This window comes from Pseudomonas sp. UV AK001, from assembly GCF_046097675.1.
Lineage (GTDB): Bacteria > Pseudomonadota > Gammaproteobacteria > Pseudomonadales > Pseudomonadaceae > Aquipseudomonas > Aquipseudomonas kribbensis.
This window is the reverse complement of record NZ_JBJUVZ010000011.1, coordinates 88,490-110,591: the sequence shown is the minus strand read 5'-3', so window position 1 is coordinate 110,591 and position 22,102 is coordinate 88,490. Positions and strand designations below refer to the sequence as shown.

Annotated in this window: 17 protein-coding genes and 1 pseudogene; 13 read left to right on the top strand and 5 right to left on the bottom strand. The window is 55.4% G+C overall.

Features of this window, described 5'->3' with window-relative positions; all coding sequences use genetic code 11:
- Nucleotides 1–66 precede the first annotated feature (66 nt).
- The 4 genes from ACKLNA_RS25280 to ACKLNA_RS25265 all read left to right on the top strand — a co-directional run bounded on the left by ACKLNA_RS25280 (nt 67) and on the right by ACKLNA_RS25265 (nt 5,956).
- Nucleotides 67–1,224: an iron-containing alcohol dehydrogenase gene (locus ACKLNA_RS25280; protein WP_408987439.1), complete on the top strand. Its 1,158-nt coding sequence runs from the start codon at nt 67–69 to the stop codon at nt 1,222–1,224.
- 44 nt (nt 1,225–1,268) lie between these two features.
- Complete coding sequence (locus tag ACKLNA_RS25275) at nt 1,269–2,765, top strand: CoA-acylating methylmalonate-semialdehyde dehydrogenase (RefSeq protein WP_408987438.1); 1,497 nt, start codon at nt 1,269–1,271, stop codon at nt 2,763–2,765.
- Nucleotides 2,766–2,852: 87 nt separating this feature from the next.
- Nucleotides 2,853–4,475, top strand: a complete 1,623-nt coding sequence (locus ACKLNA_RS25270; RefSeq protein WP_408987437.1) for a BCCT family transporter — start codon at nt 2,853–2,855, stop codon at nt 4,473–4,475.
- Between the two features lie 272 nt (nt 4,476–4,747).
- On the top strand, nt 4,748–5,956 hold the full coding sequence (locus ACKLNA_RS25265; RefSeq protein ID WP_408987436.1) for an MFS transporter: 1,209 nt from the start codon (nt 4,748–4,750) through the stop codon (nt 5,954–5,956).
- Between the two features lie 596 nt (nt 5,957–6,552).
- On the opposite strand, the gene ACKLNA_RS25260 is transcribed toward ACKLNA_RS25265, so the two are convergent.
- Together ACKLNA_RS25260 and ACKLNA_RS25255 are read right to left on the bottom strand one after the other, a co-directional pair.
- Complete coding sequence (locus ACKLNA_RS25260) at nt 6,553–7,080, bottom strand: exonuclease domain-containing protein (protein WP_408987435.1); 528 nt, start codon at nt 7,078–7,080, stop codon at nt 6,553–6,555.
- Nucleotides 7,077–7,746, bottom strand: a pseudogene (locus ACKLNA_RS25255) (histidine phosphatase family protein). Before ACKLNA_RS25255 ends, ACKLNA_RS25260 begins: the two are co-directional and overlap by 4 nt.
- Nucleotides 7,747–8,818: 1,072 nt before the next feature.
- On the opposite strand from ACKLNA_RS25255, the gene ACKLNA_RS25250 reads away from it, so the two are divergent.
- Nucleotides 8,819–10,054 (top strand): MFS transporter, encoded by a 1,236-nt coding sequence (locus ACKLNA_RS25250; protein ID WP_408987434.1) that lies wholly within the window; start codon nt 8,819–8,821, stop codon nt 10,052–10,054.
- On the opposite strand, the gene ACKLNA_RS25245 is transcribed toward ACKLNA_RS25250, so the two are convergent.
- Nucleotides 9,992–10,906 (bottom strand): LysR family transcriptional regulator, encoded by a 915-nt coding sequence (locus ACKLNA_RS25245; RefSeq protein WP_408987433.1) that lies wholly within the window; start codon nt 10,904–10,906, stop codon nt 9,992–9,994. The genes ACKLNA_RS25250 and ACKLNA_RS25245 overlap by 63 nt on opposite strands.
- 116 nt (nt 10,907–11,022) lie before the next feature.
- On the opposite strand from ACKLNA_RS25245, the gene ACKLNA_RS25240 reads away from it, so the two are divergent.
- The 3 genes from ACKLNA_RS25240 (at nt 11,023) to ACKLNA_RS25230 (ending at nt 14,283) form a co-directional block, all read left to right on the top strand.
- Nucleotides 11,023–11,904, top strand: a complete 882-nt coding sequence (locus tag ACKLNA_RS25240; RefSeq protein ID WP_408987432.1) for a hypothetical protein — start codon at nt 11,023–11,025, stop codon at nt 11,902–11,904.
- Between the two features lie 56 nt (nt 11,905–11,960).
- Nucleotides 11,961–13,190 (top strand): M24 family metallopeptidase, encoded by a 1,230-nt coding sequence (locus tag ACKLNA_RS25235; RefSeq protein WP_408987431.1) that lies wholly within the window; start codon nt 11,961–11,963, stop codon nt 13,188–13,190.
- 235 nt (nt 13,191–13,425) lie between these two features.
- Nucleotides 13,426–14,283, top strand: a complete 858-nt coding sequence (locus tag ACKLNA_RS25230) for a glycine betaine ABC transporter substrate-binding protein (protein ID WP_408987430.1) — start codon at nt 13,426–13,428, stop codon at nt 14,281–14,283.
- A gap of 689 nt (nt 14,284–14,972) precedes the next feature.
- On the opposite strand, the gene ACKLNA_RS25225 is transcribed toward ACKLNA_RS25230, so the two are convergent.
- Nucleotides 14,973–15,533 (bottom strand): carboxymuconolactone decarboxylase family protein, encoded by a 561-nt coding sequence (locus ACKLNA_RS25225; protein WP_408987429.1) that lies wholly within the window; start codon nt 15,531–15,533, stop codon nt 14,973–14,975.
- Between the two features lie 12 nt (nt 15,534–15,545).
- Complete coding sequence (locus tag ACKLNA_RS25220) at nt 15,546–16,874, bottom strand: aspartate aminotransferase family protein (RefSeq protein ID WP_408987428.1); 1,329 nt, start codon at nt 16,872–16,874, stop codon at nt 15,546–15,548.
- Between the two features lie 225 nt (nt 16,875–17,099).
- Between ACKLNA_RS25220 and glnH the strand changes: the two genes are divergently transcribed.
- The 5 genes from glnH to ACKLNA_RS25195 are packed head-to-tail and all read left to right on the top strand — an operon-like array spanning nt 17,100 to nt 21,219.
- On the top strand, nt 17,100–17,843 hold the full coding sequence (glnH, locus tag ACKLNA_RS25215; protein ID WP_408987427.1) for a glutamine ABC transporter substrate-binding protein GlnH: 744 nt from the start codon (nt 17,100–17,102) through the stop codon (nt 17,841–17,843).
- A 33-nt stretch (nt 17,844–17,876) separates the two neighbouring features.
- Nucleotides 17,877–18,533 carry a glutamine ABC transporter permease GlnP gene (glnP, locus tag ACKLNA_RS25210; RefSeq protein WP_408987426.1) on the top strand — a complete coding sequence of 219 codons (657 nt, stop codon included), beginning with the start codon at nt 17,877–17,879 and terminating at the stop codon, nt 18,531–18,533.
- On the top strand, nt 18,530–19,252 hold the full coding sequence (gene glnQ, locus ACKLNA_RS25205; protein WP_408987425.1) for a glutamine ABC transporter ATP-binding protein GlnQ: 723 nt from the start codon (nt 18,530–18,532) through the stop codon (nt 19,250–19,252). The genes glnP and glnQ overlap by 4 nt, the downstream gene beginning before the upstream one ends.
- 12 nt (nt 19,253–19,264) lie before the next feature.
- A complete protein-coding gene (locus tag ACKLNA_RS25200) occupies nt 19,265–20,302 on the top strand; it encodes a C45 family autoproteolytic acyltransferase/hydolase (protein WP_408987424.1) in 1,038 nt (345 codons plus the stop codon).
- Between the two features lie 11 nt (nt 20,303–20,313).
- Nucleotides 20,314–21,219, top strand: coding sequence for a MurR/RpiR family transcriptional regulator (locus ACKLNA_RS25195; RefSeq protein WP_408987423.1), 906 nt, complete (start codon nt 20,314–20,316; stop codon nt 21,217–21,219).
- The last annotated feature ends 883 nt before the right edge of the window (nt 21,220–22,102 follow it).

Genomic DNA, 22,102 nt, shown 5'->3' with positions numbered 1-22,102 from the left:
GATCAAGCGAACACGAGCCCAAGCCAGCTCGCGGGCGCGTTCATGCCCAGGAAATGAGATAGAGCCATGACTTACAACAGCATTCTCCCACGTATCCTGCAAACCGGTGCCGGTGCCAGCCAGCAAATTCACCAAGTTCTGGCCAGCCTCGGCTGCCAAAAACCGCTCATCATCACCGACCGAATGATGGTCGAGCTGGGTTACGCAGGTCGTATCAGCGCCGTATTGGCTGAGCACGGTATTGAAGTTGACGTGTTCTCCGACACCGTGCCGGAGCCCACAGTCGCTTCGATCCAGGCCGGCGTGTCGACCGCCAAGGAGGGGGGGTACGACAGCATCATCGCACTGGGCGGCGGAAGCCCAATCGACAGCGCAAAAGCGATTGGCATCCTGGCCAAGATCGGTGGCGTCATGCGCGATTACAAATTCCCGCGCAACGTCACCGAGATGGGCTTGCCGATCATTGCCATTCCAACAACGGCAGGTACCGGCTCCGAAGTGACCCGTTTCACCATCATTACCGATGAGTCGACAGACGAGAAAATGCTCTGCGTCGGCGCAGGCTTCATGCCTGTTGCCGCGTTGGTCGATTATGAACTGACCCTCTCGTTGCCAGCTCGGGTGACGGCGGATACCGGCATCGACGCGCTGACTCACGCCATCGAGGCTTACGTCAGCAAAAAAGCAAACCTGTTCAGCGATGCCCAGGCGCTCGCCGCCATGCGCTTGATCGGCCCCAACCTTCGTAAGGTCTATCGCGATGGCTCTGACCGTGTCGCCAGAGAGGCCGTCATGCTCGGATCAACCCTGGCAGGCCTGGCTTTCTCGGCCTCATCGGTTGCTTTGGTGCACGGCATGAGCCGACCGATTGGCGCCGCATTCCACGTACCTCATGGCTTGTCCAACGCCATGCTGCTGCCCGAAGTGACTGCCTTTTCAATCCCTGCCGCACGTGATCGGTATGCAGATTGCGCACGTGCGATGGGCATTGCGACTGAAAGCGATACGGATCAATCGGCGGTGGAAAAGCTGTTGGACGAGTTGGTGGCAATCAACGATGAACTGAATGTGCCCTCGCCTGCGGAGTTTGGGATCGATCGTGAAAAATACTTCGAGCTGATGTCAACCATGGCCGCTCAGGCGCTGGCGTCCGGTTCGCCTGGCAATAACCCTCGCGTGCCCACCGAGGCCGAGATGGTCGAGCTTTACCGCAGTCTTTGGTAATCGAACACCAAAACAATATTTGAATAACAAAAGTGGAGTGTCACATGAATACTGTCGGCCATCTGATTAACGGCGAAATCGTTCTCGAATCCAAGCGCACCCAAGATGTCTTCAATCCAGCCACAGGCCAGGTAACTCGCCAGGTTGCGCTGGCATCGAGCCAGACAGTGGAGCAAGCCATTGCCACCGCCGAGGCTGCTTTCCCTGCCTGGCGCGATACACCGCCGATCAAGCGGGCCCGCGTTATGTTCCGCTTCAAGGAGCTGCTGGAGCAGAACGCTGATGCGATCTGCAAACTGATCGGCGAAGAGCACGGGAAAATTTCTCATGATGCTGCAGGCGAATTGCAGCGTGGCATCGAAAATGTCGAATATGCCTGCGGGATCGCCGAGCTTCTCAAAGGTGAGCACAGCAAGAATGTCGGCCCGAATATCGATGCCTGGAACGAGTTCCAGCCACTGGGTGTGGTGGCAGGCATCACACCGTTCAACTTCCCCGTGATGGTTCCGCTGTGGATGATTCCGGTGGCCATTGCGGCGGGCAACTGCTTTGTTCTGAAGCCTTCTGAGCGCGACCCAAGCTCTACGTTGTTCATTGCCCAACTGCTGCAGGAAGCAGGCTTGCCCAATGGTGTGCTGAACGTGGTGAACGGCGACAAGGAAGCGGTTGATATTCTGCTGCGTGACGCGCGCGTCCAGGCGGTCAGTTTCGTAGGTTCGACGCCGGTCGCCGAGTACATCTATGCCACTGCCACCGCCCACGGCAAACGCTGCCAGGCGCTGGGAGGGGCGAAGAATCACGCGATCGTCATGCCCGATGCCGATATCGACAACGCGGTGAACCAACTACTGGGCGCTGCATTTGGTTCTTCTGGTGAGCGTTGCATGGCGCTGTCGGTAGCCGTTGCGGTCGGCGACGCGGCAGCCGATGCGTTGATCGCCAAAATGAAAGAAGCCATGAAGAATCTGAAGGTGGGCGCTTACACCGACAGCAAGAATGACTTCGGCCCAGTGATTACCCGCCAGCATCAAAAAAAGGTCGTTGGGTATATCAACAGTGCTGAGGAGCAGGGCGCTACGGTAGTCGTCGACGGGCGTCAGCCAAACGTTGCTGGTTACGAGGAGGGCTTCTTCGTAGGTGGCACTCTTATCGATCACGTCACTCCAGAGATGCAGAGCTACAAGGAAGAAATTTTCGGCCCCGTGCTTCAGGTAGTGCGCGTCAACACTATGAAGGAAGCTATGGCGCTGATCGATAAGCACGAATACGGCAACGGCACGTGCATCTTCACCCGTGACGGCGAAGCAGCACGCTACTTCTCCGACAATATCAAGGTAGGCATGGTGGGGATCAACGTTCCTCTTCCGGTACCTGTCGCTTACCACAGTTTTGGTGGTTGGAAGCGCTCTTTGTTCGGCGATCTCCATGCCTACGGGCCAGACGGTGTTCGTTTCTATACTCGCCGCAAAACAGTAACCCAGCGCTGGCCTTCCTCGGGCATTCGCGAAGGCGTTGAGTTCTCCATGCCGACGATGAAGTAACTAACAGAGCCGAGGTGGGGTAGCCCTCCTCGGCTTTTGCTTGTCTATTACAAATCGCCAGATAACAAGAAATGTAAGGCAGCGATGATGACCACCAATGATTCTTACTCAAAAAAAAATAAGACTAAGGTTGATCTGCCCCTGATTTTTATAAGTCTGGTTGCGATAAGTCTCAGTGTGGCGGGTTTGACACTTTATCCTAGTCAATCCTTGGAACTATCCAGCGTTGTGTTTGATGGGGTGACTAGGCTATTTGGTTCTATCGTGCAAATCATAGGTTTTGTATGTGTGGTTTTTGTATTGTGGATTGCTCTGAGCAAGTACGGAAATATTAAGCTCGGTGAGGGTGCACCTCAATATGGTAATGCCAGTTGGGTCTTTATGTTTATTTGTGCCGGCCTTGGCTCTGCAACAATGTACTGGGCCTTTATGGAGTGGGTTTATTATTATTCGGCCCCTGGTTTGGGAGTTGCACCGCTCAGCAAGGAAGCACTCGAATACAGTATCGCCTACTCGTTCTTTCATTGGGGTGTAACGCCCTGGGCGATCTACGGTATTGCATCGCTGGCAATGGCGTATCATTTCCATGTTAGAAAAAACACGGGCCTCAGCCTATCCGCTGCGGTTGAAGCAATCACCGGGTTGAAAGCAACAGGTGTTGTTGGGCGTTTTGTGGACGTGGTGTTTTTGATGTCGACATTTGGTGGGCTCGTGCTCACCATTACGCTTTCGGCATCGACAGTCGGTAAAGGCATATCAATGCTTTTTGGCATCGACGATGGGTACGCCTTGAAAGCGTCTCTGGTGTTGTCTGTTACATTACTATTTTCACTTAGCTCTTATATTGGCATTGGCAAAGGTATGCAAAAGCTTGCGCATGCAGCTTGCGGCTTGACCGTTATCTATGCCGTCATCGTACTGGTGCTTGGGCCTACCGGATTCACGCTCAATAATATTGCCAATGGTGTTGGCCTCATGATGCAGAACTTCGTGCGCATGAGCCTTTCCACTGATCCTGCCGGCAACGGTGAGTTTGCACGCGGCTGGACGGTGTTCTACTGGTTGTACTGGATTACCTACACCCCTGGGGTTGCGCTCTTCGTGACTCGCGTATCGCGTGGACGCAAGATCAAAGAGGTTGTTGCTGCCATGATCCTGGGCGGTTGCGGCGGATGCTGGTTCTTCTTCGGCAGTCTGCAAAGCTTTGCGATACACCAGTTCATCTCTGGCGTTGTGGATGCGCCTACTCTCATTAACAGTGTAGGAGGAGAGGAGGTGGTGTCGCTGCTGCTCTTCAGCCTGCCTTTTGGGAAAATCCTGGCGGTGGGGTATTACTTGTTGATGCTGGTTTTCCTAGCCTCGCACTTGGATGCCGTGTCGTTTGCCGTCGCGGCTACCAGCACCAGGAATCTGAAAGAAGGTGATGAACCTTCTACCACGCTGAGACTTTTCTGGTGTCTTATGCTGGCAGCAATTCCCTTGGCAATGCTCTACATCGGTGCCCCATTGCATGCGCTCAAGACCGTTGTGACGGTGGCGGCGATCCCGTTCCTAGCTGTGCTTATCGTCAAAATGTATGGTCTCTTTCGGTGGATGAAAGCCGACTACGGGAGCTTTCCTGCCCATGAAATTGAAATGGGGCGTGAGGAGCTCTCAGCGCTACCGTTATCCCTTAAGGCAGATGATGAGCCTGAAAAAGCAGCTGCTTAATCTTCATGAAGACAGCGCCCTCGATCTGAGGGCGTTTTTTATCTTAAAGTTTTCCTGTCTTAGGTATAAGAAAAGTAAACCCTAAGGCGTTAATTCTATTGTTTCTGTTTTTTTATTTTTATGCTCGGATCCCATGTCGTAAAAGTTCCTGGAATGTCGCAGGTGGTCAACTCGTCACTGAGTTTGCGAGATATTGTTCTGTGTCATCCGTTTATACGGATGCGATCGGAAGTTTTGTGACTAATAAGTAAGGTGCGATTAGGAAGGTTTAAATGGCTCAGGTTTGGCGAGATAGTAGGTGGGTATTGTTAGGCAGTGCTGTGATTCTCACATTGTCACTAGGGATACGACACGGATTTGGGCTTTTTTTGTCGCCAATGAGCGCCCAATTCGGTTGGGGGCGTGAGATTTTCTCGTTCGCGATTGCTATGCAAAACTTGGTTTGGGGGCTCGCTCAGCCCTTCGCCGGTGCTCTCGCCGATAGATATGGTGCAGGCAAAGTCGTAGGAACGGGTGGCGTGTTATACGCCGTGGGCTTGGTATGTATGAGTTTTTCCGACTCACCATCTACGTTAATGATGAGCGCGGGCGTACTCATTGGTATTGGCCTGTCTGGCACGTCATTCTCGGTGATCTTGGGTGTAGTGGCTCGGGCGCTTCCTCCTGAGAAACGCAGTACGGGAATGGGCCTTGCCAGTGCGGCGGGATCCTTTGGTCAGTTCGCTATGCTCCCAGGCGCTCTGGGGCTAATTCAGGGGATTGGCTGGGACAAGGCTCTATTGGTTCTGGCATTGTTCGCGTCACTGATTATTCCGCTGGTCGCGATGTTGAAAGACAAACCAATTGAACGTCAGCCTGGCGACCAGACCATGCCACAAGCGCTTCGAGCTGCCAGCTACAGTCCTGACTTCTGGCTCCTCACGTTTGGCTTCTTCGTTTGTGGATTCCAAGTCGTCTTTATCGGCGTTCATTTACCAGCTTATCTAATGGACAAGGGGCTGACTGCTCAAACGGGTACCACTGTTCTGGCACTTATTGGGCTATTCAATATTTTTGGCACCTACACAGCCGGCTGGCTAGGCGGGCGCCTGTCCAAGCCGAAGCTGCTTACGGCCCTCTATTTGATGCGGGCGGTGGTCATTGTCGCCTTCGTTTCTGTACCGGTGAATGACGTCTCGGCCTATCTATTTGGTATGGCAATGGGGTTCCTTTGGCTCTCGACCGTTCCGTTGACAAATGGAGTTGTTGCATCGGTATTTGGGGTTCGCAATCTTTCAATGCTTGGCGGGCTCGTTTACCTGTTCCACCAGGTTGGTGCATTTCTGGGAGGGTGGGTTGGCGGAGCGGCTTACGACATCACAGGTAGCTATGACTTGGTTTGGCAGGCAGCCGTTGCCTTGAGCCTGATTGCTGCTGCGGTCAACTGGGGGGTGAGAGAGAAGCCAATTGCGCAGATGAGCACCAGCATTGCTGCTGACTAGCGACGTCAGACGACGAGGCGGTTTAACACTATGGAGAGCGGCAGTTTCTCCGCTGTTTCTGAGTCGACAATGGAAAGGTGCTTTGCGTGCGGGCTCAGAGCGCGGCGAGCAAATGTTCGAGCTGTCATCCCCTCCAAGTACTCACCAAGTTGACAGGATCAGCTCCATCGCGCTGCAAGAGTTCGAGTGTCCCTATTCGGCTACTGACGACCTGTAGTGCTGGTAGTACAGGGGGGTCACAGTCAGTGAATAGTGCGAGTCGCCAACCATCAATCTCAACGGGTATGAGGCTTTGATAGATCTCAGCACATGATTGGTAGGGGCCTCGAGTAGTGAGGCGTTTACCAAGTACGACGTCCGTCAGCGCTTGGTAGACCTCGCGGGCGGCAAGGAGAGGTTATGTTCAAAAAATTCAGTGCGCGAGTCATCGCTTGCCGACAACTAAGCTGTGGTTTCACGTAATTGAAAGGGTCGCTCATTCGGGCCATCGGGCCCGGCTCACCTCATTAGCCGAGCATCTCCTTAAGGATGGATGCAACGTTCCTGGCATCGTCGATCCCTCGGTGATAGATACCCCGCCAAACCAGTCCCAACGACTATACTGTTTGCTTAAGTGAATTAGGTCGATCGTCATATAAGCCAGCATGCCATTTCCTAGCGTTGAAATGTGGCAAGCCTTCGAGCAGGGAAGGGCACCTAGCTAAACCAGCATCGCGCTCAAGCTGTCTTGCGTCATAGTGCCCCCAAGAAGCCCAAGCGGCGTTTGGATAACTCGAAGCAAATGTTCGTAATTCTTGACCAACGTCTTGATAGGTTCGGGCACCGTCCACGTCTGCTTGTTGAATGGACGTAAGCTTTCTGCAGAAATCGGTGAGGGTGGGATTGATCAGAGGTCGGACGAAACGTTGGAATTCATCGACGATCTCAAGTGATTCCAAATCAATCACCACTAGCCCAATCTCAATCGTTTCCATCTGATCGGGGACGACCACAAGCGACCTTGGAGATTCGTGCACTCCAACCTCGTCACAATTTGCCTCAAGGTCAACGCAATAGAGGTAGCGGTATGGCGCGAGGAGGTTATGGATTGCTTGGAGGTGAAGGAACTTTGCTTGGATGCTCATGGCATGGGAGACCTTGCTTGGAGATTGTTGAGATTAACCGCCCCATCTATGTCGATTGAATCACTCACTGTCCACGGTGTATCGACTAGAGCACAGGTCACGACATACCCACAACCATTAGGAACGTGATTGTCGATCTCGTACCTGCGCCATTCGATCATCGCTTGGGCATCAACCTGGAGTGGCTTACGCTCGATGAGCCAAGCTACCGCATTGAGAAATTGTCCGTGCGAAAAGACTAGGATGTCTTGCGCCGGGAGCGTGGTGAGGCGATCTAGGAACGATCGCGCGCGATCAACAAACTCCAGAAACGACTCTGCACCTTCTGTAGGACGGATCCGCGTTCGCCCAATACTGTTCCACCCATGCCTTCCGTTGCCCTACGGTGGTATTCACACACCTAGCCGGATCAAGATAGGTGAACTCCTCGATGGGCCATGTTTCGAATGGTGCATCAGGGAATACGGAGATGGTCGCATCCGCGGTCGCTCGAGCCCGAGAGAAAGGGGAGACAACGATTAACTCAGGTGCACGGCCGACGGATTGAGCCACTCGTTTAGCTTGTTCGATGCCCTTTTCGGTGAGCGGGATATTTGCATGATCAAGGGTAGCTGCACCGGCATTGGCTGCGCTTTCTCCATGACGCACTAGCCTGACATTCTTCATTGACTTACCTGTCGTTTCGCCGACGCACGACACCAATAGCGTTGCTAGGGGCATGGCTGGAATCAGGGTAGGGGTGGATGGGGTGGCATAAAGACTTCTGAAAGCTTGATCCAGTGAACTCCATTATCGCTTGCATTCAGAGCGAGCTGCTAATTAAGCAGGGTGGGGAGCGGGTCGGCACACGACATCGCAGCATCTATTTAGTAGAAAAGCGCGTCGCAATCGCTGGGCCGTACGTGGGGGTGTCGTCCCTTCGGGCCTTGTGCCCGCCTATGACCGGTGACCCAAACGGCCTGCTAGGTTCTGACTTAAGTACGCGCAAAATTATTGAGAATTATGGCAGGGCAATAATTATGGCTAGCCAATAATTTTAATAATTCACAGTCGTTTGCTCAGCGTGCCTTACCTTGCGCCGCTATCCGAGCGACTGCATGCTCAGCCAGGCGCTTACCTTTTCCTGCTTGTTCAGAACCCTTAGCTTTGGCATCCCTGCATTGAGGAGAGTGAGCAGTCGTTGTCTGTCCATCCCATCAGGAAACCATTCGGCGATCTCGACGTTACAGTGACTGGACTCACTCAAGGCCCACCTTACGACCATGTCCGCAGCGGCTCTATAGTGATCAGCTATGAACAGACGATGGCCCTCCACAGACCAACCACGGTCAGCTAACTGATCAGTCACGTCAGTGATGCCAAGGTCGCCAAAATAGGCGGTGATAAGCGGTTTAGCCGATTCTTCAACCTCATCGTAGGGTGTTTCAAGGTCGACGCAATAGAGGTAAGCGACGGCGCGAATGTCAATGGTATTGGCGTGAGCCTTGACACTGATCTCCTCGCCACAGGTAACCCTCAATCTTCGTATTACGTCGGTTTCAGCCGTGCCACTGTCGCGGACGTATAAATAGAATGAGTATTTCGCAGCACACTAATGGCTAGTAGGCACTGGCTGTTTTCTTTCTATAAGCGCGAGTCTTATTTAAATTAAATGCTTGGCTGAACAAGTGCACCCACATAGTGCGGGCTATGAGGTTTCGCCCCAATCTGTTGCAATTAAATTTATCGAGCCAAACACATGCCAATCAAAAAAAACTCACGTACTAGAAGTATTGTCTTATTGGCGATTATCTTTACGGCGTGTAACGCCACTACCCACGGCTTCAGTATTTTCCTGTATTCGGCTTTATTACCCCAGATCCGCCAGGTGTTCGAGCTGAGCTACAGCCAGGCCGCGTTCATCGCGGCGTTGTTGCAGCTTTTCTACATGGGGGCGTCGATTGTCAGCGGCATCGCGGCGGCTTGGATCAGCCCTCGCAATATGGTGCGGTTGACGATGGCCTTGAGCCCGGCGCTTTTGGCCCTGGCAGTCGCCACGCCGTGGGCGCTGCCGTTTGCGTTGTGCCTGGCGCTGGTATCGGCCTGTGCGGTGTCGAACTGGAACGCCATTGCTGCATTGGCTAGCGAAGTGATCCCGGCTTCCCACCGCAGCCGCGTGCTGGGGCTGGCCTCTTCGGGGGCAGCGTTTGCGATCTGTATTAACGGAGTATTGATCGCTCTGCTGCACGGTATCTCGTTGAAGCACTTCTGGATGATTTGCGCCGGGCTAACGCTGATCGCCACCTTGCTGACCTTCTGGGCCTTAGCCCCTCTCGCTAAAGAACACGGCCTCAAATCCAGCAGTGCGCCTTCATTACGTCAGGTGTTAAGGCAGTGGCTGCAGCTGTGCCTTGAGCATTCGGTCGCGCTGCATATACTGCTGCTCAGCGCCTTTATCGGCGGGATCAGCGGCCCCTTCCTGAACTTCCTCTCGGCGTTCGCCAGCGAACGACTGGGTGCCACCGCGCAGATTACCGGCTCACTGTGGACACTGATCGGAATGGGCGGGGTTATCGGCGGTTTGTTGCTGGGCTCGTTGGCGGATCGCTGGGGGGCATTGAGGGTGATGGCATTGAGCATCAGCGCCTTCGGCCTGGCAATGCTCTCACTACTCTGGCAACCGAGCCTGAACCTGACCTGGCTGGTGGCCGGGCTATTCGCGCTGTTTTATTTCCCGGTCTGGGGCTTGATGGCCGCTTACCTAAGCGCACGCTTGAACCCGGTGCAAAGCCTGCAAGTGGTGAGCCTGAGCATGGTCGGTTATGGGCTGGGCAGCGCCACCGCAAATTGGCTGTGCGGTTGGCTTCTGCAAGCCACCGGCCAGTTTGCGCTGGTGCACGGCTGGATTGTCTGCTGGGTGGCGGCCAGCCTGTTATTGCTGGGATTGATGGCCCGTAGCCAACGCCGTGAGCCCGCGCTCGGCCAGCCATTCTGAACGGCCTAAGCGACGCGACAGAATGTCCGCCAAGGCCTCCAACGCCAGCGCTTTGCACTGAGTAGAGCGCCAGAACATCAACCGCGCTGGCTCAATCGGCGGAAAGCCTTGAGCCTCGTCCAGTACCTGCCAACCCGCCGGCACCAGGCGCCGTGCGGTGACGCCCACCGATTGCCCCTGCTCGACGGCAATCCCGATGCCGCGTGGGCTCTGGCTGGTATAAACCACGTGCCACGGCCGGCCGGCCTCAGCCAGCGCGCGCACGGCGTTGGTGCGAAAGGCGCAGCCTTCGGCATACACCGACAGCGGCACCGAGACGTCCTCTCCGGCGCGCCACCCTTCAGCCGCCACCCACACCAGCGGCTCGTCGCACAGGTATTCACCCAGCGGCAAATTAGCGTGCTGCACGCCCAGCACTAGATCCAGTTCGCCACGCTGTAAACGGCTGACCAATGCCGTCGACATCTCGCAACAGATGTCCGGCCGCACGTGCGGAAACTGCGTTTGAAAGTCCCGCAGCACCCCAGCCAGGCAGAACTGTGCATAGTCCTCGGGCATGCCGACGTGAATGTACACCTGCTCGTCCGGCAACTTCATGGCATTGATTGCATCCGCGTGCAGCTTGAGGATCTGCCGCGCGTAAATCAGGAAGGTTTCGCCGCCAGGCGTCAGGCTCACCGAGCGACTGTTGCGCTGCACCAGCGGCGTACCGACGATCTCTTCCAGCCGCTGCAGACTCTGACTGATCGTCGATTGTGTTTTATGCAGGCGCTCGGCCGCAGCGGAAAACCCATGGCATTCGATAATCGCGACAAAGACTTTAAGCAATGTCCCATCCAGTTCGCCTGACATAACTATCGCCCCTGTCGATGGATTCGATCACAACTTGTAATTTCCACTTCGCACCTCTTTCAGCAACTATCGATTCAACGCCAAACACTGTTAATTGATAGTTTCAGGAGACTTGCATGAGCCTTCAACTTGCCGACGCCGAAGTGGGCGATATCAGCGACATCATTAATACTGAGTTGTACCCCATACATGATTCGGGCCATGTCCGTTTGCACGCGCTGATCGAACACGCCCGTGCAGAACTGGCCGAGGACGGATGCTGCCTACTGAAGAATTTTCTGCGGCCCGAGGCGCTGGAACAGGCCCGCGCAGAAGGTCAGGCATTGTCGGGCAAGACCTTTTACTCGGTGCGGAAGGTCAACGCCTACTTCACTGAAGACGACCCCGGCCTGCCCCAAGATGACCCGCGCCGCACATTCATGGAGCGCACTAGCGGTTTTGTCACCCGGGACATGATTGCCCCCGACGCGATCATTCATCGCATGTACGTCTCGCCGATGATGAAGCGATTTATCGGTGCCTGCCTCAACGAGCCAGAGATTTTCGAATACGCTGACCCGTTCGCCGGGCTGGTGATCAATGTGATGCCCCAAGGCACCGAGCAGCCCTGGCACTTCGATACCAATGAATTCATCGTCAGCATGATGACCCAGAAGCCTGAGGCCGGCGGCCTGTTCGAGTACGCGCCGATGATCCGCACGCGCACCCAGGAAAACCTCGGCGCCGTCGGCAACGTGGTGCGCGGTGAAGACCGCAGCCGCGTCAAGGAGTTGGAGCTCAATCCCGGCGACTTGCAGATTTTTAAGGGCCGCTTTTCGGTGCATCGGGTAACCCGGGTCGCGGGCGCCACCGAGCGCAATACCGCCATCTTCGCCTACTCCGAAAAGCCCGGAATCATCGGCCGTGCCCAGCGCACCAAACAGCTTTACGGACGGCTGTCCGAAGCTCACCTGCAAGCCGAACGCAACCTGGTACGTAGCGACCAGTTGCTCGACTGACCTACCTAAAAATACTTAAAAAAAAACCAACCGTATTTGCCCTGCGAGGAACACCCATGAGTATGTCCGGCCCTAACCGCAACCCCGCCGACTGCGAACCGACGTACGACGAGATCCAGCAAATCCAGCTCGACCGTCTGCAAAGGGTACGCAACGAACTGAAAAAGCGCGACTACGCTGCGTGCGTGCTGTTCGACCCGACCCACATGCGCTACGCAACAGGCTCGCGCAATATGCAGGTGTACTCCGCGCGCAACCCGGCACGTTACGCCTTCATACCCGCAGAGGGCCCAGTGGTGGTCTTCGAATTCGGCGGCTGCCTGCATTTGGCCGAACAGCTCAACACCGTCGATGAAGTACGGCCGGCCAAAGCCATCTCCTATTATTTCTGCGACAGCTTCCTGACTAATGTCACCGCCGAATGGGCCGCTGAAATCGATGAGCTGGTGCGCAAACACTGCGGTAGCAACAAGCGGATCGCCATCGAAAGCGCGACCTCGGCCGCTGCATTTGAACTGCAAAAACTCGGCTACCAGATTTTCGACGCTCAGGAACCCCTGGAGCGCGCCCGCTGCATCAAGGTGCCGAACGAGCTGAAGATGATCCGTGCCAGCCTGCGTGCCACCGAGGCTGGCGTACGGCTGATGGAAAACAAACTGGTGCCGGGCATCAGCGAAAACGAACTGTGGTCGCACCTGCACCAGCACGTGATCGCCACCGACGGCGATTACGTCGAAACCCGCCTGCTGTCCTCCGGGCCGCGCACCAATCCGTGGTTCCAGGAATGCAGCACACGGCCCATTGAAGCCGGTGACCTGGTAGCTCTGGACACCGATGTGGTCGGGCGTTTCGGTTACTACGCTGACTTCTCGCGGACGTTCCTCTGTGGGGAGCAGGCCGCCACTGCCAAGCAGCAGGAGCTTTACAAACTGGCCTACGAGCAAGTGCAGACCAACGTGGAAATACTCAAGGCCGGTCGAAGCTTCAAGGAATATGCCGAGCTGGCCTGGCGCATCCCGGACAACTACAAGTCCAACCGCTATTTCGCCTTGGCCCACGGCGTTGGCATGACGGGTGAGTACCCGTACGTGGTGCACCGCGAGGACATTGATGCACTGGGCTACGACGGCGTATTCGAAGCCGGCATGACCATCTGCGTGGAAAGCTACATTGGCCACGATCAGGGCGGTGAGGGCGTAAAGCTCGAAGAGCAGATCTATATCCATGAACACGGCATCGAATTGCTATCTGACTACCCATTCGACCCGAGGCTGCTGCCACGTTGAGCACCACGGGCGTGGAATGATGTAATCGGCGCCCGCTTTTAACTCTGCTACAGCCATGCACAAGGCTGTAGCAGCAATTCGATGGATGCAAACGCAGACCAAGTGACTGTCCGCATCCAATAATGAGATGAACCAACGTGGCGGCAATGCTCCAATACCAAGGGTCTCTCACCGAAAGCTTACCCCTATCGCTTGAATAACCAGTGACTTCATTATTCGAAAAGGCGCAAACCAAATGAAAAAAGCACTCATGGGAGTATTACTTGGACTTTGCATAGGCTTTCATACCGCATCATATGCAGCTGACTCCAAAACAATAAGTATCGGTGTTAACAGCTGGGCGGAAAATATCGCTGTCGCCAATATGTGGAAAATTCTTATGGCGGAGAAAGGCTACAACGTAAAACTTGAAAATGCCTCCAAGATAATTCTCTACAACTCGGTGGCCCTCGGAAAAATCGACGTAACTTTTGAGGTATGGCTTCCATCAGCCGACAGCGCTCCTTATCAGAGCATCAAAGACAAAATCCAACTGATCGGCCCCTGGCTAAGTGAAGCAAATCTTGGATTAGCAGTCCCTGACTACGTTGACATCAAAAGCATCGACGAATTGAATTCCCGTAAAGAAGAATTTACACGGCGCGGCAAGGCCTCTATTTTTGGCATTGATGCAGGTTCCGGGATTATGGGCCTGACAGATAAAGCTATCGCTGATTACATGTTGGACTATACCCTCGTCCAATCGTCTGAAGCGGCGATGCTTCAATCTTTGGATCGTGCCGTGGCGCGCAAGGAACCCATTGTCGTCACGTTGTGGAAACCACACTGGGTTTGGGCTAAAAAGAACCTTAGGTATCTTGACGATCCCAAGAAAACCTATGGCACCACTGACGCTATCCATGGCATAGCCGCTTTGTCATTCAAAGATGACCATCCTGAAGCCGAGCGCTGGTTGCAAAAGTGGAAAATGGATGAGAAGTCTCTCGGCGAACTGATGGCAACCATTAACGAGAACGGCAGCAGCACACCGGAAAAAGGCGCACAAGCGTGGATTGATGCCAATAGGGCTTTAGTGAATAGCTGGATAAATTAGGATCAACACCACCGATTTATCCGTAGTTGCTTTCGAAACTGAATGAGCACTGGGGGCTGAGCGACCTCGTCATTCGATAGTTCCTTAGTCTGATACCTACAATGAGGTTCTCCCCCAGTGCTGTAGGTAGCTTCCTATCGACTAAGTCTTTCACACTATGGCGCTATTTCTGCTGACTGCTGACTGCTGACTGCTGAGCGACTGCAATTGGCCGATTCCGTTGAAAAAGTCGGTCATCGTTTGCGTATCGGAAAAGTACGTGTCTGAGATTGAAATCCTTTCTTTTGGCAAAAGCCTCCGGACTCAGTTTTCATGTAGCAGCGTGCAGAAAAGGCGTTTCACCAGCCAATGATCAGGCAGTTTGGACAGACCGACTTTTTCAACAGAATCGGCCAGAACCGGACAGTGGCATCCAATTTTCCAAACGGCCTGTGTAGCAGGAGACGTCACGACGGGCAGCAAACCAGTCGTTTACATGTCGGATAAGCCGCTTCGGCGGCTTTTTTATTTCCAGGATCTTGCCCAGAGCCGTGGCAGCGTAGATCGTCCCACTGCCAAAGCACTAGCCGAGCGGTCATGAATCATCAATCAGGCAGCGGACACTTCGAATCTGCGGAGTCAGAGGCCGCACCCCAGCGGCTTGGCGCGTCTCTCTCCTCCGTCGAATCGAAGGTGTAAAGGCATGTACACTATTCGTCGAAAGGCACAGGTGATCCGGAATCCCGCGTGACTTCGAAGACGTTCAGCGTCATCGCCACTAACGAGTAATACCCATACACTCCGACCAGCTCGACCATCGACGACTCGCCGAAAAGCGCGATGCCTTGTTCGTAGAGCGCAGCATCAACTCGCCGGGTTACGTATAGCGACTTGCCGATTTCATAAACGCATTGCTCGTCGGCGCTGGTAAATGCCGGCGTCTTCTGCTGCCTGAGCGCTTCGATTACACTGTCGGAAACACCAGCGTCTCTGGCGATGGGTTCGTGAATCTGCCACTCGGCCTGGGAGCGCCACCACGAGGCCGTGGTGAGGATGGCGAGTTCGGTCAGACGCAGCTCCAAAGCGGTACCGTATCGACAGAACGCTCCCAAACGCTGCGCGTGGTCGGCGAGCGCCGGGCTGTGAATCCAGGCCAGGAACGGGCCGTCCAGGTTGCCACGAGGCCCCTTCAGAATGTCCGCCAGCACCCGTTGCTGATCCTCGCTCATCTCGTCGCGCTGCAGTGTTGTCAGACGTGATCGAATGTCCATTATTACCCCCCGTCAGAGCACGTTGATCGTGCTATCGATGGCCTTCGCCAGCTTCTGTGCAATTTCGTCGATATGGCTGGCGTCGATGATGAACGGCGGTGCGAGCAGGATGTGATCGCCATATTGTCCGTCCACGGTGCCGCCCATGGGGTAGCACATCAAGCCCTCGCTCATCGCGGCTTTCTTGATCCGTGCGTGCAGCTTGAGCGCTGGATCGAAAGGCATCTTGCTCTGCCGGTCAGCCACAAGTTCGATGCCACGGAACAGGCCACGCCCACGAATTTCACCGACGTGCGCGTGATTCCCCAAGGTTTCCACGAGTCGCGCTTGCAGTGCATCACCCAACATTTGCACCTGAGTGAGCAATCCGCGTGTCTCGATGGCCTTCTGCACCGCCAGTGCTGCTGCGCATGCCGTGGCGTGACCGATATACGTGTGACCGTGCTGGAAGTATCCAGAGCCGTTGGCAATAGCGTCACGGATCTTGCCGCTGACCATGGTCGCGCCGATGGGCTGATAACCCGCGCCCAGGCCTTTGGCAATGGTGATCAGGTCGGCGGTAATACCTTCCTGTTCGGCGGCGAACAGAGAACCGGTACGCCCCATGCCGCACATGACTTCGTCAAGGATTAGCAGCACGCCATGACGGTCGCACACTTCACGTACTTGCCTGAAGTAACCCGGCACCGCCGCAACCGCGCCCAACGTGGCGCCCACCACAGGCTCGGCAATGAAAGCCATGACATTGTCAGCACCCAGCCGCAGGATTTCCGCTTCCAGCTCCTGGGCCAGACGCGTGGCAAACTGCTCGTCATTTTCACCGGCACGCTGCTCACGGTAGGCATAGCACGGGCTGACATGGCTGACATCGATCAGCAGCGGTTCGAATTGCCGGCGGCGCCATTCGTTTCCACCAGCTGCGAGCGCGCCCAGGGTGTTGCCGTGATAGCTCTGGCGCCGGGCAATGACGTGCTTGCGTGCTGGCTGACCGATTTCCACAAAGTATTGCCGCGCCAGCTTCAGTGCGGTTTCCACGGCTTCGGAACCACCCGATACGAAATACACCGATTCAAGTCCGGCAGGCGCGCGAGCAACCAGAAAGTCGGCAAGTTCTTCCATGACCTCGGTGGTGAAGAACGAAGTGTGGGCATAGGCGAGCCGACCGACCTGGTGCCTGATCGCATCAATCACCTCGGCATCGCTGTGGCCCAGACACGACACCGCCGCACCGCCACTGGCGTCCAGGTAGCGACGACCGGTGCTGTCGATCAGATAGGGCCCTTCCCCACCAACGGCTGTGGGATAGGTTTGGGTGAAGCTTCGATGTAGTACGTGGCTCATGGTACCCTCCGGATTTGATGCAAATAATACTTGCATCAAAACGATAGGCAACGGATATTTGCATGGCGATGCACGAAGTATCGCTCGCACTTACCCCGCGACCCGCGCACCACTGGCATGGACATGCCGCCCATAACAATCAGGGGCCTGCCCAATACATTGCTACTGCCGTTTTCCCTCGGGCCGACCACGGCAACCGAGCCTCCCCCTTAAAGAGGAAAGACGATGAAAAGATTTCTGAAGGTATCGTTTGCAGCTGTTGCTCTTGTCATTTCAGGTACTTCAATGGCCGCCGGCAAGGAGCTTCTGATCGCAACGGACACGGCATTCGTGCCTTTCGAGTTCAAGCAGGGCAGTGAGTACGTGGGTTTCGACATCGATCTCTGGGCGGCTATCGCCAAAGAAATGGGCGTGACCTATCAACTTAAACCGATGGATTTCAACGGCATCATTCCTGCACTGCAGACCCACAACGTGGATGCCGCATTGGCCGGGATCACCATCAAAGAAGAGCGCAAGCAGGCCATCGACTTCTCTGACGGCTTCTACGACAGCGGATTCCTGCTGATGGTGAAAAGTGACAACGACACGATCAAGGGCGAGGCGGACATTGCCGGCAAGGCCCTGGCAGTGAAGAGCGGAACATCAGCGGCTGATTACGCCAAGGCCAACCTCAAGGCCAAGGATTTGCGCCAGTTCCCCAACATCGACAACGCTTACCTGGAACTGCGCACCGGGCGCGTCGACGCTGCCATGCACGATACACCGAACGTTCTCTATTACATCAAGACCGCTGGCGAAGGCCAGGTCAAAGCCGTGGGCGCACAGATGATGGCCCAGCAATATGGTATCGGCTTCCCCAAAGGCAGCGAGTTGCGTGAGCCGGTCAACGCTGCACTGAAGAAGCTTCGGGAAGATGGTACATACGCCAAAATCTATGAGAAGTGGTTTGGCACCCAACCGCAGTAAATCATCCCGAGTTTTTTCTGAGAGTTCATCGATATGCAATTTCAATGGAGCGCCATCTGGGATGCGCTCCCGGTTCTGCTGGACGGCGCCAAGCTCACACTCTGGATCTCGATCCTGGGTCTGATCGGCGGCGCTGTCATCGGCGTAATCGCGGGTTTCGCCCGCGCTTACGGCGGATTTTTCAGCAGCCGGGTAGCGTTGGTATTCATCGAGCTGATCCGTGGCACGCCCATCATGGTGCAGGTGATGTTCATCTACTTCGCTCTCCCTCTGATGATTCCGGTGCGCATCGATCCGTTTGGCGCCGCCGTATTCACCATCATGATCAACTCGGGCGCCTATATCGGCGAGATCACCCGAGGAGCCGTGTTGTCGATCAATAATGGTTTTCGGGAGGCCGGGCTTGCACTGGGCTTGTCCCGCCGCGACACGCTGCGTTATGTCATCACGCCTCTGGCGTTTCGCCGGATGATTCCGGCGCTGGGCAACCAGTGGATAGTCAGCATCAAGGACACTTCCCTGTTCATCGTCATCGGCGTGGCTGAGCTGACCCGCCAGGGCCAGGAAGTGATCGCCGGCAATTTCCGCGCGATGGAAGTCTGGTCTGCCGTCGCCGTGATCTACCTAATCATTACATTGGTGCTCAGTTACATCCTGCGCCGTATGGAAGCGAGGTTGAAAATCCTGTGATTGAATTCAAGAACGTTTCCAAGCACTTCGGCAGCACCCAGGTGCTGCATAACATCGACCTGAGTATCTCCAGTGGCGAGGTTGTGGTCATCATCGGGCCGTCGGGTTCCGGCAAATCCACCCTGTTGCGTTGCATCAACAAACTGGAAGAGGTCACCGAGGGTGAGTTGATCGTCGATGGCTTGAAGGTCAACGACCCCAAGGTCGATGAACGTCTCATCCGCCAGGAAGCAGGCATGGTGTTCCAGCAGTTTCATCTGTTTCCACAGATGACCGCGCTGGAAAACGTAGCATTCGGGCCTATTCGCGTACGCGGTGCAAGCAAAGCCGAGGCGCATGCGCTCGGGCGTGAATTGCTGGCCAAGGTGGGCCTGGCCGAGCGCGCCGAGCACTATCCATCGCAGTTGTCCGGAGGCCAGCAGCAACGGGTCGCCATTGCTCGCGCACTGGCGGTGAAACCCAAGATGATGCTGTTCGACGAGCCGACCTCCGCGCTGGATCCGGAACTGCGTCATGAGGTACTGACCGTGATGAAGGCACTGGCAGAAGAAGGCATGACGATGGTCATCGTGACCCACGAAGTGGACTTCGCGCGCAAAGTTGCCAGCCGCTTGATCTTCATTGACAAGGGACGCATCGCCGAAGATGGCAAGCCGCAAGAACTGATTGCGAATCCGCCCAGCCCGCGCTTGCGCGAATTTCTCCAGCACGTTTCATAAGGGGGCACAGCGATGCTCGCTCAACTTCACATCGCCGGCAGTGCGTTCGAACTCGGATTGCGCCTGGGTGAGTTCGGTCGTGAATCGGTCAACGCCAAGCTGCGTCCTCTGCCACTCTGGCAGTACCTCGCCTCACAGGCCGACACGGACAAGGCACAGCAAATGCAAACGTTGGTGCGCGAACGGTTTGCGCGTTACTGGCAAGAAATCGAAGGCCTTGCAGCCGGGCTGGAGTTACCCGTCAACGAAGTGTTCATGTGGAACTGCCGTGGCGACTATGCGGCGCTCCCAAGCGTGGATGGCTGTACAACCGTGTTTGGCCAGACGCCCCAAGGGACGCTGATCGCTCACAACGAGGACGGCTTGCCGCAACTGCGGGGCGACTGCGCAATTGTCCACGCCAGGCCCGATGAGGGCGCAGCCTTCGTCAGCTTCATTTATCCGGGCTCAATTGCGGGACATACGTTTGCAGTCAACGAGTTTGGCGTCGTCGCGACGGTCAACAACCTGCGACCAACGACTATCCCGGCAGGTTTGCCACGCATGATTCTGGGCCGCGCTTCTCTGGAGGCCAGGTCTATCGATGAGGCAATCGCCGCGGTCGCCGCAACGCCTCGCGCTGGTGCCTTCCATCACACGTTCGGTCAAGCGGGATTGGCACGAATTGTCAGTGCGGAGGCGACATCGACTGTGACGGCCCTCATGGAAGTGCACCAGACACGCGGCCACGCCAATCACATCGTGCATGACGGGCTCGACAGCGTCGGGCAATTGATCACAGGCAGCTCTGAATCGCGCCAGTACCGCGTAGACAAATTGCTGGCTGACGCCGAGGGCGAACTGGATGCATCACTGGCGTTGCGCATTTTGCGCGATGAGCATGACGCTGTCCTGCCAATCTACCGCTGCGCACCGGATGATTCCGACGATGAAAATACGCTGGCCACAGCCGTCTTCACGCTGACGGCGACCACTGTAGAATGGCGCGTTTATACCCGCCACGATACGGCTCGTCCCGATGCCGAAGGTGTGGTTTTCGTTTCTCGATAGTGGATGACCCGATGATTCAATCCAGCGAACATTTGCCCGAGACCGTGGCCGGCCTGAAACAATTGCTGGCCGCTATCGAACGGCAAGAAGTCGACATCGTGCTCGGCAGTAGCTCGGCGCGAGTACTGATGTCACTGATCGAGTCGCCTCATCGGGCCGCCGTATCGTCCATTACTGAGCTGGCTGGGCAGTTAGGGGTCAACGCCTCCACCTTGTCGCGGCTGGCTCGGCGCCTGGGCTATTCGGGTTTCAGCAAGCTTCAGGACGTTTTTCGCCGGGAGCTTACTGAGGGCAAGAGCTTTTACAGCGATCAGGCTTCAAGGCTGGTCGTCGGAACTGATGACAACGGCCCGCTCAGCCAGCTCGCTCGCCTGGGGCGTCAGGAAAGCGCCAACATCGCTAGCATGATCGAGCAGATCGACCCGGTCGTCTTTGATCAGGCCGTGGCGCGGCTTAGCGAAGCCAGGCGTGTGCGAATTCACGGGATGCGGCAGTTCAACTCGCTCGCCCTGTTCATGGCCTACGGCCTTGGCATGCTTCGACCGGACGTCAGCACACTGGACTCTAGTCGGCAAGGTGTTGCCGATGCCTTGGCGCAGATGGACGCGGGGGATGTATTGGTTGTGGCCAGCTGTTTCCCCTACACACCGAGTGTTTTAGTGACCGCTGAAGTTGCGGCCCGCCATGGCATTGAGGTGATCGCATTGACAGACTCGGCCAGTTCACCTCTGGCCAAGACAGCAACGCATAGCTTTTACGTGCCTAACCATAGCCTCTTTTTCAGCAACAGCATGTGTGCATTCATGTTGCTGGCCCAAGGGTTACTGAGTGCAGTCGCGAGCTCCCTCGGGGAGGCATCGGTAGAAGCGCTTAAGTATCGTGAGACGCTAATCTCCGAGCTCAACTCGTCGCTATAGCGCGACAAACTGAGATATGGCTATCGGCCGATCATGTTGAAAAAGTTGGCTTCAGTGTCCACCGCAGAAATGTTCGCGTCTGAGGTTGAAATCTGTGTTTTGCGCAGAAGATTCAGGACGTGGACTGTATAGAGCTTCGCATCATGAGGCGTTCACCAAGTACGACGTCTGTCAGCACCAGGTAGACCTCGCCGGCGGTAAGAGGAAAGGTTATGTTTAAATCATTCCGCTTGCCCATAGCTAAGCTGTGGTTTGAAGTAACTGGGGGCTGATCAGCCGAGCATTTCTTTATTGATGAATGCAGCGTTCCTAGCATCGTCTATTCCACGATAATAGGTACCCAATCAAACCAAGTCCAACGACTCAACTGTTTACTTAAGTGACTTGGGTCGATCGTCATATAAACCGGCATGCCATTTCCTGGCATTGAAATGCGGCAAGCCTTCGAGCGGGGAAGGGCAGCCAGCAAACCCTGCGTCTCACTCAAGCTGTCGTGCATCATAGTCACCCCAGGAAGCCCAAGCCGCATCCGGATAAGCAATTCGCGTAGAAATAGGGTGCTGCTACATGTCCTGTTTGCAGGATCGATTTTTTAGGGGGGCTTAGGGCCCGGTTAGCTTTTGATGCCAAACAATCATGCAAATAAACATTTTATTTGTGGGTATTTTGTGGCGGTGAGCTCGCTGAAGGTAGCTATAGCCCTGTGAATGAGATGCCACCACAAGCAGGAGTTAAAGAAGTCACATGCTCAGTTCACTAACCTGAGGTCTCTGAGTTGGAGTCACGAGGATCGAATGCTCACGCCTTTAGTCAAGCCGCGCTCTGGAAGACCTGATAAGACCTAATAGCGTGCTCTACAGCACGCAAGCATGCTTTAATGGCT

Excerpts from the sequence above, each read along its gene's own strand:
- ACKLNA_RS25220 (WP_408987428.1), bottom strand. The coding sequence starts at position 16,874 with ATGAGCCACGTACTACATCGAAGCTTCACCCAAACCTATCCCACAGCC.
- ACKLNA_RS25250 (WP_408987434.1), top strand. The coding sequence starts at position 8,819 with ATGCCAATCAAAAAAAACTCACGTACTAGAAGTATTGTCTTATTGGCG.
- glnP (WP_408987426.1), top strand. The coding sequence starts at position 17,877 with ATGCAATTTCAATGGAGCGCCATCTGGGATGCGCTCCCGGTTCTGCTG.
- ACKLNA_RS25260 (WP_408987435.1), bottom strand. The coding sequence starts at position 7,080 with ATGAGCATCCAAGCAAAGTTCCTTCACCTCCAAGCAATCCATAACCTC.
- ACKLNA_RS25245 (WP_408987433.1), bottom strand. The coding sequence starts at position 10,906 with ATGTCAGGCGAACTGGATGGGACATTGCTTAAAGTCTTTGTCGCGATT.
- ACKLNA_RS25240 (WP_408987432.1), top strand. The coding sequence starts at position 11,023 with ATGAGCCTTCAACTTGCCGACGCCGAAGTGGGCGATATCAGCGACATC.
- ACKLNA_RS25230 (WP_408987430.1), top strand. The coding sequence starts at position 13,426 with ATGAAAAAAGCACTCATGGGAGTATTACTTGGACTTTGCATAGGCTTT.
- ACKLNA_RS25225 (WP_408987429.1), bottom strand. The coding sequence starts at position 15,533 with ATGGACATTCGATCACGTCTGACAACACTGCAGCGCGACGAGATGAGC.
- glnH (WP_408987427.1), top strand. The coding sequence starts at position 17,100 with ATGAAAAGATTTCTGAAGGTATCGTTTGCAGCTGTTGCTCTTGTCATT.
- ACKLNA_RS25235 (WP_408987431.1), top strand. The coding sequence starts at position 11,961 with ATGAGTATGTCCGGCCCTAACCGCAACCCCGCCGACTGCGAACCGACG.
- ACKLNA_RS25270 (WP_408987437.1), top strand. The coding sequence starts at position 2,853 with ATGACCACCAATGATTCTTACTCAAAAAAAAATAAGACTAAGGTTGAT.
- ACKLNA_RS25280 (WP_408987439.1), top strand. The coding sequence starts at position 67 with ATGACTTACAACAGCATTCTCCCACGTATCCTGCAAACCGGTGCCGGT.
- ACKLNA_RS25200 (WP_408987424.1), top strand. The coding sequence starts at position 19,265 with ATGCTCGCTCAACTTCACATCGCCGGCAGTGCGTTCGAACTCGGATTG.
- ACKLNA_RS25265 (WP_408987436.1), top strand. The coding sequence starts at position 4,748 with ATGGCTCAGGTTTGGCGAGATAGTAGGTGGGTATTGTTAGGCAGTGCT.
- ACKLNA_RS25275 (WP_408987438.1), top strand. The coding sequence starts at position 1,269 with ATGAATACTGTCGGCCATCTGATTAACGGCGAAATCGTTCTCGAATCC.
- ACKLNA_RS25195 (WP_408987423.1), top strand. The coding sequence starts at position 20,314 with ATGATTCAATCCAGCGAACATTTGCCCGAGACCGTGGCCGGCCTGAAA.